The following is an 11,809-nucleotide window of genomic DNA, read 5'->3' as shown; positions in this document are numbered from 1 at the left end:
GGCGTCATGCAACGCGGCGGATCAGTGCCAGCCGACGCGGTCCATCAGGCGGATGGCCTCGGCCTGGCGCTTGCCGGCGATCTCCACCGGGATGCTGTCGGCCTTGAACGAACCCCAGGCGGCGACCTCGGCGGACAGCGGCACTGCCGGGTTGGCCGGGAACTCCTGGTTGATCTCGGCGAACAGGCTCTGGGCCTCCGGCGTGGTCATCCACTCGACCAGCTTCTTCGCCGCTTCCGGGTTCGGCGCGTGCTTGGTCAGGCCGACGCCGGACAGGTTGACGTGCACGCCACGGTCAGCCTGGTTGGGCCAGAACAGCTTGGCCCGCAGCTGCGGATTGGCCTTGTGCAGGCGCCCGTAGTAATACGTATTGACGATACCGACGTCGCACTGCCCGGCATCCACCGCCTGCACCACCGAGTTGTCGTCGGCGAACACATCGGTGGCCAGGTTGTTGACCCAGCCCTGGAGGATCTCGCCGGCCTTCTGCTCGCCGTGGGCCTCGATCAGGGTAGCGGTCAGCGACTGGTTGTAGACCTTCTTGCTGGTGCGCAGGCACAGGCGGCCTTCCCACTCGGGACCGGCCAGCGCCTCGTAGGTGCCCAACTCGCCCGGCTGCACGCGCTCGGTGGAGTAGACGATGGTCCGCGCACGCAGCGACAGGCCGGTCCAGGCATGGCTGCTGGCGCGGTACTGGGCCGGGATGTTGGCGTCGATCACGGGCGAGGTGAACGGCTGCAGGATGCCCATCTGCTCGGCCTGCCAGAGGTTGCCGGCGTCCACCGTGATCAGCAGGTCGGCCACGCCGTTGTCGCCCTCGGCCTTGATGCGCTGCATCAGCGGCGCTTCCTTGTCGGTGATGAACTTGATGTTCACCCCGGTCTTGGCGGTGTAGGCATCGAATACCGGCTTGATCAGCTCGTCGATACGCGAGGAGTACACCACCACTTCCTCGGCGGCCGAGGCAGAGCCGGCGGCGCCCAGCGCCAGGACGGCGAGCAGGCTGCGGGATAGGGACATGACGAATGCTCTCGTGACTACGGAAGGGCCACAAATGATAGTGACTCGCAACCGAGAGCTCTGCCGATCTTTATGTCGTGGTGTTTCCGCGCTCGCTCAAGGCTGCGCCAGTGGCGGCAGATCGCCAACCAGGCCAAGCGCGCGGCGAACGAACAGGGCCTTGGCGTCCGGCAGTTCGTCGACCCAGTTGAGGCCGCTGTTGCGCAGCAGGCGAATCGGCAGCGGGTCGGCCTGGAACAGGCGTTCGAAACCTTCCATAGCCGCCATCATCGCCAGGTTGTGCGGCATGCGCCGGCGCTCGTAGCGGCTCAGCACGCGCACATCATTCGGTTGCTCGCCACGCTGCAGCGCGTGCAGCAGCACCTCGGCCAGCACCGCGGCATCGAGGAAGCCGAGGTTGACGCCCTGCCCGGCCAGCGGGTGAATGCTGTGGGCGGCGTCGCCGATCAGCGCCAGGCCGCTCTCCACGTAGCGCTTCGCGTGGCGTTGGCGCAGCGGGATGCATACCCGTGGGTCGGCATCGGTGATCTGCCCCAGGCGCCACTCGAAGGCCTTGCCCAGTTCGCTGCGGAAGGCCTCGTCGTCCAGCGCCATCAGGCGCTCGGCCTCGGCCGGCACGGTGGACCAGACGATCGAGCACCAGTGCTCGTCGCCCTGGCGGCTCAGCGGCAGGAAGGCCAGCGGGCCGTCGTCGGTGAAACGCTGCCAGGCGGTGGCCTGGTGCGGGCGCTCGCAGCGCACGCTGGTGACGATGGCGTGGTGCAGATAATCCCACTCACGGGTAGCGCAACCGGCCAGGCGGCGCACCGCCGAGTTGGCGCCGTCGGCGGCCACCAGCAGCGGCGCGCGCAGCTCGCGGCCGTCGGCCAGGGTCAGCAGCCAGCCGTCGCCGGAGCGGCGCAGCTGTTCCAGGCGGGCGCTGCCGAGCAGGCCGACCTGGCTGTCGTGCAGGCGCTCCAGCAGGGCGTCCTGCACCACGCGGTTTTCGACAATGTGGCCGAGGGTCTCGGCATGCACGCTGGCGGCGGCGAAGTGCACGCTGCCGGTGCCTGAACCATCCCACACCTGCATATCACGGTAGGCCGAGGCGCGCCGGGCGGCGATGCCATCCCACACGCCGAGGCGCTCGAGGATGCGCTGGCTGGCGGCGGACAGGGCGCTGACCCGCGGCTCGAAAGCGCCCTGCGCGTCGAACGGTTTGACGCTGAGCGGGCCGCCATCGACCACCAGGATCTCCAGGCCGCTGTGTTCCAGGGCCAGGGCCAGTGCGCTGCCGACCATGCCGGCGCCAACGATGATCAGGTCCGCTTGCATCTCGCTTCCTTAGGCCGCAGCCGGCCGCGCGCGCGGCTTGAGACGGATATAGAGGGTCTTGTGGGCGGTGGCGACCAGCGTGCCTTCGCCGTCGCGAATCTCCACGTGCAGCTGCGGCAGATACTTGTCGCCGCCGGCGGTCTTGTCGCGAATCTCGGCCAGCAGCGCGTCGTCGATACGGAAATCGGCATACACCGGCCCCTTGCCGGGGCTGACGAAATCGATGGCGGCGGCCTTGTCCCAGACGATGTAATCGTCGCCCAGCAGCGGCATCAGCAGCAGCATGAAGAAGGGGTCGACCATGCTGTACAGCGAACCGCCGAACTGGGTGCCGACGAAGTTGCGGTTGTACCAGCGCAGCGCCATCTTCACCCGCGCATGGCGGCAATCCGGGCTGATCTGCTGCACGCGGATGCCGGCGCCGATGTAGGGCGGGTAGAAGTTCAGACCGATGCGCAGCAGGCGGGCGCGGCGCGCCAGTTTCGAATCACTCATCAAACGGACTCACAGACTACGAGTTCCCAGGCCCATGGCCTGGCGGGCGAACCAGCGCTTGGCCGGCGGTAACAGATCGAGGCCGAGCAGGCCGAGGGTGCGCCCGGCCACCAGCAGCGATTCGCCACGGCCGAACAGACGGGTGACGCCGTCGGAGAAGCCGACGGTCAGCGCCTGGTCCTGGCGCTGGCGCTGCAGGTAGCGCTGCAGCACGGCGAAGTCGCCGGGGCCGGCAGCGTCTTGCAGCAGGCTCTCGGCCAGGGCCAGGGCATCACGCAGCGACAGGTTGAAGCCCTGCCCCGCCACCGGGTGCAGGCTGTGCGCGGCGTTGCCCAACACCACCAGGTGCGGGCGCACCTGCTCGGTGGCCTCGACCAGCGCCAGCGGATAGACGTGCCGCGCACCGACCTGGCGCAGGCTGCCCAAGCGGTAGCCGAAGGCCTGCTGCAACTCGCCGAGAAACTCGCAATCAGGCAGCGCCTGCAGACGCTCGGCATCCACCGGCGGGCGGGTCCAGACCAGCGCACAGCGTTCGTCCGGCAACGGCAGCAGGGCCAGCGGGCCCTGCTCGGTGAAACGTTCGAAGGCCTGGCCACCGTGAGGGTCGGCCGGGCTGACATTGGCGATCAGCGCGCACTGCTCGTAGGGCGTGTGGCGCACGGCAATGCCGAGCTGTTCGCGCAGGCCGGAGCGGCCGCCGTCGGCCAGTACGGCCAGGTCGCAGTCGAGGCTGGAGTCGTCGCCGAGGTGCAGGCGATAGCCGTCACCGAGCGGCTCCATGCGCGTCACTTCCGCCGGGCAGCGCCACTCGACCACCGCCGGGTCCAGCGCGCGCCACAGGCAGTGCCCCATCCAAGCGTTCTCCAGCACATAGCCGAGGGCCGGCACGCCTTCGTCGACAGCGCTCAGGCGGGTAGCGCCGAAGCGGCCCTTGTCGGAAACCTGGATCTGGGTGATGGCCTCGGCACGCTCGGCCAACGCCGACCACAGGCCGAGGCGCTCGAAGATCTGCCGGCTGCCGTAGGAGATGGCGCTGGAGCGCGCGTCGTAACTCGGCTGCCAGGCATTGCCGGGGGCGAAGGGCTCGACCAGCACGATGCGCCAGCCACGCGCCCGCGCCCCAGCCTGCAGGGCCAGGGCCAGGCTCGCGCCCACCAGGCCACCACCGACGATGGCCAGCTGCACACGGCTCATGCCCTACTCCTTGGCAGGGCCAGGCTCGCACCGAGCCACTCACCCAAAGCCCCACCACCAACGATGGCCAATTGCACGCGACTCAACTCAGGCAGCCTGCTCGCGGGCGGCAGCCATCAGCGCCTCGATCTCGGCCACGCTCTTGGGCACGCCGGTGGTGATGACTTCGCAACCGGTCTTGGTCACCAGCACGTCGTCCTCGATGCGCACACCGATGCCGCGCCACTTCTTCGCCACCTTGTCGTTGTCGGTGGCGATGTAGATGCCCGGCTCGACGGTCATGCTCATGCCCGGCTCCAGCACGCGCCACTCGCCGCCGACCTTGTAGTCGCCGACATCGTGCACGTCCATGCCCAGCCAGTGGCCGGCGCGATGCATGTAGAAGGGCTTGTAGGCCTCGGCGGCGATCAGCTCGTCGACCTTGCCTTCGAGCAGGCCCAGCTCCACCAGGCCGGCGGTGATCACCTGCACGGTGGCCTCGTGTGCCTCGTTCCAGTGCTTGCCCGGCGCGATGTGCTTGAACGCCTCTTCGTTGGCCTTGAGCACCAGCTCGTAGATGGCCTTCTGCTCGGGCGAGAACTTGCCGCTGACCGGGAAGGTGCGGGTGATGTCGCTGGCGTAGCAGTCGATCTCGCAGCCGGCGTCGATCAGCACCAGGTCGCCGTCGCGCAGCGGTGCGTCGTTCTCGCGGTAGTGCAGGATGCAGGCATTCTTGCCGGCAGCGACGATGGAGCCGTAGGCCGGCATCTTCGCTCCGCCCTTGCGGAACTCGTAGTCCAGCTCGGCTTCCAGGTGGTACTCGTAGAGCCCGGCACGGCTGGCCTGCATGGCGCGGATGTGCGCGCGCGAGCTGATCTCGGCAGCCTCCTTCATCACCTTGGCCTCGGCCGCGCTCTTGTACAGGCGCATGTCGTGCAGCAGGTGGTCGAGGGCGACGAATTCGTTGGGCGGCGTGGCGCCCTGGCGCGCCTTGGAACGGATCACGTTGATCCAGTCCATCAGGCGGTGATCGAACTCCTGATTGGTGCCAATCGCGTAGTAGACGCGCTCGCGACCCTCGATCAGGCCCGGCAGGATGTCGTCGATATCGCCGATGGGGAAGGCATCGTCGGCGCCGTACTGATGCACCGCGCCGTCCTGGCCGGCACGCAGGCCGTCCCACAGCTCGCGCTCCGGATCACGCTCGCGGCAGAACAGCACGTACTCGCCGTGCTCGCGACCGGGGATCAGTGCCAGCACCGCTTCCGGCTCGGGGAAGCCGGTGAGGTACTGGAAGTCACTGTCCTGACGGTAGACGTGCTCGACGTCGCGGTTGCGGATATACACCGGCGCCGCCGGCAGAATGGCGATGCTGTTGGGCTCCATCTGCTCCATCAGCAGCTTGCGCCGACGGGCGTACTCTGCGCGGGGAATGCTGGCCATGGGCTCGACCTCAGTGCAGGGAAGGTTTCGGGGTGGCGGGCGCGGCGGCGGCCTTGCCGCACTCGGCGAACAGCAGCAGCGGCGCCACGCGCAGGTATTCCATCACTTCCATATAGTCGCTCTCGCCGTCCTCGGACTCGTCCAGGGCGCTCTGCACCTGGGAAATGGCGGACAGGTCCTGCAGCACCTCCATGGCCTCGGCGCTCAGGGCGGCGTTGCCGACCACCATGCCGAAACCATCGAGGAAGCCCTGGCACCACTGGCCCAGTGCGGTAGCACGTTCGGCCAGCGGCGCATCGTCGCCGGGCAGCAGCAGGACCACGGTGACGTCGCTGCCGGACAGCTCGCCCTTGACCATCTCCTGCAGGCCGATCAGCGCCTGGCGCACGTTGTCGGCCGGCTCGCTACCGAGCAGCTCGACGGCGTCGGCGATCCACGGCTCAGCGTCGAAGCCGGCGCCGGCGCAACTGCGACCCAGCAGCAGACCATGCAGCTCGGCCGGGGAAACGGGTTTGCCGGTGCTCGCCAGAAGGGCGGCGAAGGCGGTATAGGGAGAATTCGAAGTGGACATGGCAACTAGGCGCTGAACCGCGCAATCTCTAGAATGGAGGCCCCGTATCCTAGCACCGGCGGACGCGGCCAAGCCATCGAAGCCGCCGTCGCCGTCGCGCCCCGCATCCTTTATAGTGCAGCCACTCACAGCCCTGGTGGAGCCAATGGAAGACGCCGAACTGCAAGCCCTCTCGCGCAAGCTGGAACAATTGATTCAGCGCGTCGAGCAGCTCAAGTCGCAGAACCGTGCCCTGCTGGCCAGTGAGAAGGCCTGGCGCGAGGAACGCGCCCATCTGATCGAGAAGAACGAAATGGCCCGGCAGAAGGTCGAAGCGATGATTTCGCGCCTGAAAGCCCTGGAGCAGGACTCATGACCCAGTCGAACACCGTCACCGTACATATCCTCGACAAGGAATATTGCATCGCCTGCCCGGCGGACGAACGCGCCAACCTGGAGAGCGCCGCGCGCTACCTGGACGGCAAGATGCGCGAGATCCGTTCGGGCGGCAAAGTCATCGGCGCCGACCGCATCGCCGTGATGGCCGCCCTGAATATCACCCACGATCTGCTGCACAAGCAGCAGCGCCTGGATCAGGAAGCCAACACCACCCGCGAGAAGGTGCGCGACCTGCTGGATCGGGTCGATACCGCCCTGGCCGCCGATCCGGATGGCCAATTGATCTGATTGCAGAGCGGTTCGATGGGGTATACTGCGGCCAGCTCCCTGGAGTGTTGGCCAGTCGGTGATGTCCCTGAGCCGATACGCACAACCACGGGGGTTGCGAGTGGGGCCGGTGTGCATGTCCGCCTGACGGAAAGCCTTAACGCCCTCTGCAACCTCCACCTTGAACTTTCGGGTTCAAGGGCTAACCCGACAGCGGCACGCCCGGGGAGTCCCGAATTCCATGATCCTGGCCGGTGATCTATCCCGCGCGGCCCTACGCCGCCAACTGCGCCAGGCTCGCCGCAACCTCTCCCCCCAGCAACAGCAGCGCGCCGCCCGCGACCTCTACCGGCAACTGGCGCAGCATCCGCTGTTCCGCCGCGCCCGCCACATCGCCCTGTACCTGCCCAACGACGGCGAGATCGATCCGCGCCCGCTGCTGCGCGAGGCCCAGCGCCGCGGCAAGACCACCTACCTGCCCGTGCTCAGCGCCTGGCCACGCACCAGGATGAGATTCCAGCGTGTACACATGCACGAAGAGATGGCGCGCAATCGCTTCTGCATCGAGGAGCCGGCGGCGCGACCGGCGCGCCAGCGAAAACCCTGGGCGCTGGACCTGATCCTGCTGCCGCTAGTGGGTTTCGACCTGTATGGCGGGCGCCTGGGCATGGGCGGCGGTTTCTATGACCGCAGCCTGGCCTATCGGCAATTGCGCAAAAAATGGCACAAGCCGACGCTTCTCGGCGTCGCTCATGAATGCCAGCAGGTGGATCGACTGGCCCTGGCCAGCTGGGACGTGCGGCTCGGTGCGGTGGTGACCGACCGGCGCTGGTATTGCTGAGGCCGTCGCGCTCCCTGCGACGACATCAACGGTGGGTCATTGCTGGTTCTGATTGACCGCAGGCGGATTGCCCTGACGGTCCCAGAGACCCTGGGTGTAACCTGTGGTAACCATCCCCAGGCTGAACAGAATGACCAGAACCCACAATAGATCGGGCTTGCGTTTCATCGAGTTGCCTCCCCCTTTCGGCATACTGCTCTTCGTTACCGGTGGCGGTTTTCTTATTGGCCATTACGGCGGCGCCTAGCCTGGGCTATCGGCCGCCATGAGGCGGTGAAGACCCACACATTTTTTGACGCCATCCGGCAGTCAGCAGCAGAACGATTTTCAGTCCCGCGCAAAGACCGGCAAAAAGGAGCAAAGTTCATGCCTCATTGGCTGATGAAATCGGAACCCGACGAACTCTCCATCACCCACCTGAAAAAACTCGGCCAGGCGCGCTGGGACGGTGTGCGCAATTACCAGGCGCGCAACTTCATGCGCAGCATGCAGGTCGGCGAGCTGTTCTTCTTCTATCACTCCAGTTGCCCGGAGCCGGGCATCGCCGGCATCGCGCGGATCGCCGGGCCGACTTACCCCGACCCGACTGCCCTGGACCCGAACAGCCACTACTTCGACGCCAAGGCCAGTCACGAGAAGAACCCCTGGAGTGCCCTGGACGTCGAGTTCGTCGAGGCCTTCCCCCGCGTACTGCCACTGGCACGACTGCGCGGCGAGCCGGCGCTGGCCGACCTGGCCCTGGTGCAGAAGGGCAGCCGCCTCTCGGTCATGCCAGTCAGCGACGCCGAATGGGAGGCCATCCTCGCCCTGCGTTGAGTCGCCGGCGGCACTGTGCTATCACCACGCCATAGCCTGCGGAGCCGATGATGCGCGCACCTCCCGTCTGGCCGGCGCGTCTGGCGCTGGCGTTCCTCTTCCTGATGCTGTGCCTGGCCAGCGTGGCGCTCTGGCGCCAGCTGGAGCTCGACCAGCAGCAGCGCCTGGAGGAGCGCATCGGCTATCAGGCACGCAGCCTGGCGCGTCAGCTGGAAAGCACCCTGCACACTGAGGTCGAGAGCCTCGACCGCATCGCCCGCCTGTGGAACAACCTGGGGCGCCTGGCGCGTGACGACTGGGAACAGGAGGCCGAACTGGCCCTGGCCGACTTTCCCGCCTACCAGTCGGTGCAGTGGGTCGGCGCCGACCTGCAGATGCGCTGGCTGCTGCCCCTGCGCGGCAACGAGGCCGCCGCCAACTTCCGCCTGACGCCCGAGCACCCCAACTACCCGCTGGCCATGCAGGCCAGGGACAGCGGCCAGCAGCGCTTCTCCAACAGCTTCCAGCTGGTCCAGGGCGGGCGCGGCTTCGTGCTCTACACCCCGCTGTACCTACAAGACGCCCAGGGCCAGCGCCAGTTCGACGGCTTCCTGCAGGGCGTGTTTCGCGTCGAGCCACTGATGGACGAGCTGCTCGCCCAGCTCGACAGCGACAACTTCAGCGTGCGCCTGCTGGAAAACGGCCAGCGCCTGTACAGCCGCGAGCGCCCGGGCACCCTGGCGGACACCTCGATCGACGTGCCGCTGCGCCTGCTCAACAACCGCGCCTTCAGCCTGCAGCTGAGCCCCACCGCCGGCCTGCTGCAGAGCCTCAGCACACCCTTGCCGCAGGTTGTACTGGGCGCCGGCCTGGCGATCAGCCTTTTGCTGGTGGCGGCCCTGGCCCTGGCTCTGGAGAACGCCCGCCGCGCCGGCAGCATGCAGCGCACCAATCGGCGCCTGCAGGTGGAGGCGACCCGCCGCGAGGAGACCGAACGGCACCTGCGCGACAGCCGCGAACGCCTGCAGCTGGTGCTCGACCTCACCGACTCCAGCCACGACAGCCTGTTCATCTTCGATACCCGCAGCCGCGAGCTGCTGCACATGAACCAGGCCACCTACGCCAGCCTGGGCTATCGCCCCGAGCAGTTCGCCCAGCTTCTGCGCGACGCCCCGGAACAGCTCCTGCCGGGCTTCCACGCCTGGCTGGAGCAGGCCCGCGAGGCGCAGAGCGACAACCAGTCGCGCATCTTCCAGCGCGAGATGTGCCGCCGCGACGGCAGCCGCCGGCCGGCGGAGATCAACACCCAGCTGGTGCAGCAGGGCGAGCGCGAATACCTGATCGCCGTGTCGCGCGACAACAGCGAGCGTCTGCAGCTGGAGGCGCGTCTGCAACGCCTGTCGCAGCAGGACGGCCTGACCGGCCTGTACAACCGACGCTTCTTCGACCAGCAGCTGCACAGCGAATGGCGCCGCCTGCGCCGCATCGGCGCACCGCTGGCCCTGCTGATGCTGGATATCGACCACTTCAAAGCATTCAACGACGGACTCGGCCACCTGGCCGGCGACGATGCCCTGCGCCAGGTCGGCAAGGCGCTGCAGGACAGCCTGCAACGCGAGGGCGATGTGGCCTGCCGCTATGGTGGCGAGGAGTTCGCCATCATCCTGGCCAACACCGGGCTGGAGGGCGGCGAGCACGTGGCGGCGCGAGTGCACGACCTGATCACCGCGCTGGCCATCGCCCACCCCGGCAGCCCACACGGGCGCCTGACCCTGAGCATCGGCCTAGCCGTGGTCGAGCCGGTGAGCGAGGAGAGTCCCGGTGGCCTGGTGGCGCGCAGCGACCAGGCGCTGTACCGGGCCAAGCACGAGGGGCGCAATCGCACCTGCGTGTGGAGCGAGGCGCTGGCTGGTGCCGGGCAGGAGCAGCAGCGCCCGCCCGCCTGAGTCACTGGACGATCAGGTTGTTGAACAGCAGGTCTTCGACGATCGGCTTGCCCTCTTCCTGGGTCAGCACGTCCTGCACCTGCTTGAGCGCGTCCTGGCGCAGCTTCTCCTTGGCGGCCTCGTCGGCCATGCTGGCGTCGGTCTGCTGGGAGAACAGCATCACCAGCTGATTGCGGATCAGCGGCTCGTGGTGCTCGACCTTCTCTTCCGCTTCGCTGCCCGTGACCCGCAGGGCGATATCGGCCTTGTAGAACTTCAGCTTGGGCCCGGCCCCGAAGTTACCCACCAGCGCCGGCACCAGGCTGACGTAGGCGACCTTGGGCGCGGCGTTCTCGCCCTCGCCTTCGCCCTCGCTGCTGTTGGCCAGCGCGGTGAGAGGCAGGATCAGGGTCAGCAGCAGTGCAATGCAGTTCTTCACGGGGAATTCCTCGGCGACGGATGCCGCCTAGCATAGCCATAGCGGCCCGCGCGCCCAAGCCCGACGCTTATGGTGCGCCATCAGATGCGGGCATGCTCGTTGACCCTGCGGGCGTGCCTCCTACACTGCCGGACAGTCACGAACCCGAGGAATGTGCGATGAAAGCCCTGCTCTGCAAAGCCTTCGGCCCGGCGTCCAGCCTGGTCCTGGAAGACCTGCCCAGCCCCGAGCCGAAGAAGAACGAGGTGCTGATCGAGGTGCATGCCGCCGGGGTCAACTTCCCCGACACCCTGATCATCGAGGGCAAGTACCAGTTCAAGCCGCCCTTCCCCTTCGCCCCGGGTGGCGAGGCGGCAGGAGTGGTCAAGGCAGTCGGCGAGAAGATCAGCCACCTGCGTGCCGGTGACCGGGTCATGGCGCTGACCGGCTGGGGCGGCTTCGCCGAGGAAGTCGCGGTACCGGGCTACAACGTGCTGCCCGTGCCCAAGACCATGGAGCTGACCACCGCTGCCGCCTTCGGCATGACCTACGGCACCTCGATGCACGCGCTGAAACAGCGCGCCAACCTGCAGCCGGGCGAGACCCTGCTGGTGCTCGGCGCTTCCGGCGGCGTCGGCCTGGCGGCCGTGGAGATCGGCAAGGCCATGGGCGCCAAGGTGATCGCCGCAGCGAGCACCGCCGAGAAGCTGGAAGTGGCGCGCAATGCCGGCGCCGACCATCTGATCAACTACAGCGAGCAGAGCCTGAAGGAAGAAGTGAAGAAGCTCACCGGCGGCCAGGGCGTGGACGTGATCTACGATCCGGTCGGTGGCGAGCTGTTCGAGGAGGCCTTCCGCTCCATCGCCTGGAACGGCCGCTTCCTGGTCGTCGGCTTCGCCGCCGGCGGCGGCATCCCGGCCCTGCCGGCAAACCTGCCACTGCTCAAGGGCGCAGCCCTGGTCGGCGTGTTCTGGGGCTCGTTCGCCCAGCGCCAGCCGCAGGACAACGCCGCCAACTTCCAGCAGCTGTTCGCCTGGCACGCCGAGGGCAAGCTCAAGCCGCTGGTGTCGCAGACCTTCCCGCTGGCACGCGGCGGCGAGGCGATCGACGCCCTGGGCCAGCGCAAGGCGGTGGGCAAGGTCGTAGTCACCGTACGCTGACGGAGCCGG

General features: G+C 67.6%; 14 protein-coding genes and 1 other RNA gene. 7 read left to right on the top strand and 8 right to left on the bottom strand.

The window, feature by feature from the left end:
* Nucleotides 1-21: 21 nt before the first annotated feature.
* The 6 genes from PTT45_RS20235 to PTT45_RS20210 form a co-directional block, all read right to left on the bottom strand.
* Nucleotides 22-1,020, bottom strand: a complete 999-nt coding sequence (locus tag PTT45_RS20235) for an extracellular solute-binding protein (protein ID WP_273815778.1) — start codon at nt 1,018-1,020, stop codon at nt 22-24.
* Nucleotides 1,021-1,116: 96 nt separating this feature from the next.
* A complete protein-coding gene (locus PTT45_RS20230) occupies nt 1,117-2,334 on the bottom strand; it encodes a 2-octaprenyl-3-methyl-6-methoxy-1,4-benzoquinol hydroxylase (RefSeq protein WP_273815777.1) in 1,218 nt (405 codons plus the stop codon).
* Between the two features lie 9 nt (nt 2,335-2,343).
* A complete protein-coding gene (locus tag PTT45_RS20225) occupies nt 2,344-2,829 on the bottom strand; it encodes a DUF4442 domain-containing protein (RefSeq protein ID WP_273815776.1) in 486 nt (161 codons plus the stop codon).
* A gap of 9 nt (nt 2,830-2,838) precedes the next feature.
* Nucleotides 2,839-4,023 carry a 2-octaprenyl-6-methoxyphenyl hydroxylase gene (gene ubiH / locus PTT45_RS20220; RefSeq protein ID WP_273815775.1) on the bottom strand — a complete coding sequence of 395 codons (1,185 nt, stop codon included), beginning with the start codon at nt 4,021-4,023 and terminating at the stop codon, nt 2,839-2,841.
* 87 nt (nt 4,024-4,110) lie between these two features.
* The gene (gene pepP, locus PTT45_RS20215; RefSeq protein WP_273815774.1) at nt 4,111-5,445 is read right to left on the bottom strand and encodes a Xaa-Pro aminopeptidase; all 1,335 of its coding nucleotides are present in this window, start codon (nt 5,443-5,445) and stop codon (nt 4,111-4,113) included.
* A gap of 10 nt (nt 5,446-5,455) precedes the next feature.
* Complete coding sequence (locus PTT45_RS20210; protein WP_043310899.1) at nt 5,456-6,016, bottom strand: YecA/YgfB family protein; 561 nt, start codon at nt 6,014-6,016, stop codon at nt 5,456-5,458.
* 145 nt (nt 6,017-6,161) lie between these two features.
* Here PTT45_RS20210 and PTT45_RS20205 point away from each other — a divergent pair, with 145 nt between their 5' ends.
* From PTT45_RS20205 to PTT45_RS20190, 4 genes are all read left to right on the top strand, one after another.
* Complete coding sequence (locus PTT45_RS20205; RefSeq protein ID WP_043310898.1) at nt 6,162-6,371, top strand: TIGR02449 family protein; 210 nt, start codon at nt 6,162-6,164, stop codon at nt 6,369-6,371.
* Entirely contained in the window at nt 6,368-6,682 is a 315-nt protein-coding gene (locus PTT45_RS20200) for a cell division protein ZapA (RefSeq protein WP_273815772.1), read from the top strand. Before PTT45_RS20205 ends, PTT45_RS20200 begins: the two co-directional genes overlap by 4 nt.
* Nucleotides 6,683-6,715: 33 nt before the next feature.
* Nucleotides 6,716-6,894: non-coding RNA, 6S RNA (ssrS, locus tag PTT45_RS20195), on the top strand.
* An 8-nt stretch (nt 6,895-6,902) separates the two neighbouring features.
* On the top strand, nt 6,903-7,502 hold the full coding sequence (locus PTT45_RS20190; protein WP_273815771.1) for a 5-formyltetrahydrofolate cyclo-ligase: 600 nt from the start codon (nt 6,903-6,905) through the stop codon (nt 7,500-7,502).
* A gap of 36 nt (nt 7,503-7,538) precedes the next feature.
* Here PTT45_RS20190 and PTT45_RS20185 read toward each other — a convergent pair whose 3' ends face one another.
* Nucleotides 7,539-7,670, bottom strand: a complete 132-nt coding sequence (locus tag PTT45_RS20185) for a hypothetical protein (protein WP_273815770.1) — start codon at nt 7,668-7,670, stop codon at nt 7,539-7,541.
* 198 nt (nt 7,671-7,868) lie between these two features.
* Between PTT45_RS20185 and PTT45_RS20180 the strand changes: the two genes are divergently transcribed.
* Nucleotides 7,869-8,318, top strand: a complete 450-nt coding sequence (locus PTT45_RS20180) for an EVE domain-containing protein (protein WP_273815769.1) — start codon at nt 7,869-7,871, stop codon at nt 8,316-8,318.
* A 50-nt stretch (nt 8,319-8,368) separates the two neighbouring features.
* Nucleotides 8,369-10,243 (top strand): sensor domain-containing diguanylate cyclase, encoded by a 1,875-nt coding sequence (locus tag PTT45_RS20175; protein ID WP_273815768.1) that lies wholly within the window; start codon nt 8,369-8,371, stop codon nt 10,241-10,243.
* Nucleotide 10,244: 1 nt separating this feature from the next.
* On the opposite strand, the gene PTT45_RS20170 is transcribed toward PTT45_RS20175, so the two are convergent.
* Complete coding sequence (locus PTT45_RS20170) at nt 10,245-10,661, bottom strand: flagellar basal body-associated protein FliL (RefSeq protein ID WP_273815767.1); 417 nt, start codon at nt 10,659-10,661, stop codon at nt 10,245-10,247.
* A 158-nt stretch (nt 10,662-10,819) separates the two neighbouring features.
* Here PTT45_RS20170 and PTT45_RS20165 point away from each other — a divergent pair, with 158 nt between their 5' ends.
* Complete coding sequence (locus PTT45_RS20165) at nt 10,820-11,800, top strand: NADPH:quinone oxidoreductase family protein (RefSeq protein WP_273815766.1); 981 nt, start codon at nt 10,820-10,822, stop codon at nt 11,798-11,800.
* Nucleotides 11,801-11,809: the final 9 nt, after the last annotated feature.

The sequence above is a fragment of the Pseudomonas sp. Gutcm_11s genome (assembly GCF_028649395.1).
Taxonomy (GTDB): Bacteria; Pseudomonadota; Gammaproteobacteria; order Pseudomonadales; family Pseudomonadaceae; genus Aquipseudomonas.
This window is presented reverse-complemented; position numbering and strand designations above follow the sequence as displayed.